This window comes from Lactobacillus nasalidis (genome assembly GCF_016587775.1).
GTDB lineage: Bacteria > Bacillota > Bacilli > Lactobacillales > Lactobacillaceae > Lactobacillus > Lactobacillus nasalidis.
In genome coordinates, this window is sequence record NZ_BOCG01000171.1 from 1 (window position 1) to 1,301 (window position 1,301).

The following is a 1,301-nucleotide window of genomic DNA, read 5'->3' on the forward strand; positions in this document are numbered from 1 at the left end:
CAAACGGCGCCGGCAACCGTGACAACAATGCAAACCAAGGCGGGCAAAACCCGGGCCGCGGCGGCAGCGGCAACAACGCCGGCGGCGGCCAGTCCCTGCTCGACCAGTTCGGCACCGACCTGACGGCTCTGGCCAAGAAGGGCAAGATCGACCCGGTGATCGGCCGCGACCGCGAAATCGCGCGGGTGATCGAAATCCTCAACCGGCGCACCAAGAACAACCCGGTGCTGATCGGTGAGGCCGGGGTCGGCAAGACGGCCGTCGTTGAAGGCCTGGCCCAAGACATCGTCGACGGGTCCGTTCCGGCCAAGCTGCAAAACAAGCGCATCATCTCTTTGAACATGGTTTCCCTGGTGCAGGGCACCGGCATCCGCGGCCAGTTTGAACAGAGAATGCAGCAGCTGGTCAAGGAGCTGCAGAGCCAGCCGGACATCATCCTCTTTATCGACGAAATCCATGAAATCGTCGGCGCCGGCAACGCTGAAGGCGGCATGGACGCCGGCAATATCATCAAGCCGGCCCTGGCCAGAGGCGAACTGCAGCTGGTTGGCGCCACGACGATCAAGGAATTCCGGGAAATCGAAAAGGACTCTGCCCTGGCCCGGCGCTTCCAGCCAGTTGAAGTCAAGGAACCAAGCATTGACGAAACCATCAAGATCCTGAAGGGCATCCAGAAGCGCTACGAGGACTACCACCACGTGCACTACACCGACGACGCCATTGAAGCCGCCGTCAAGCTGTCAGCTCGCTACATCCAGGACCGCTTCCTGCCGGACAAGGCCATCGACTTGATGGACGAGGCCGGGTCAAGAATGAACCTGACTATTCCTTATATTGACAAGGAAAAGATCCAAGAACGGATCGACGCGGCTGAAAAGCTCAAGCAGGACGCCCTGAAGAACGAAGACTACGAAAAGGCTGCCTACTACCGCGACCAGATTGAAAAGTACGAAAAGCTGAAGGACCAGAACGTCGACCCTGACAAGACCCCGACCATCACGGCCAAGGTCATGGACAAGATCGTTGAAGAAAAGACCAACATCCCTGTCGGCGACATCCAGGCCCAAGAAGAAAACCAGCTGGCCAACCTGGCCAGCGACTTGAAGGCCAAGGTCATCGGCCAGGACGAGGCTGTCGACAAGGTGGCCCGGGCCATCAGAAGAAACCGGATCGGCTTCAACAAGTCCGGCCGGCCAATCGGCTCCTTCCTCTTCGTCGGCCCGACCGGGGTCGGCAAGACCGAGCTGGCCAAGCAGCTGGCCTTGAAGATGTTCGGCAGCGAAGACGCCATGATCCGCTTT

The 1,301-nt window shown here is 59.6% G+C and carries 1 protein-coding gene; it reads left to right on the forward strand.

The annotated features are described in order from the left end of the window. A partial coding sequence (locus tag lacNas_RS03145; RefSeq protein ID WP_201346577.1) for an AAA family ATPase occupies positions 1 to 1,301 on the forward strand: 1,301 nt, incomplete at both ends.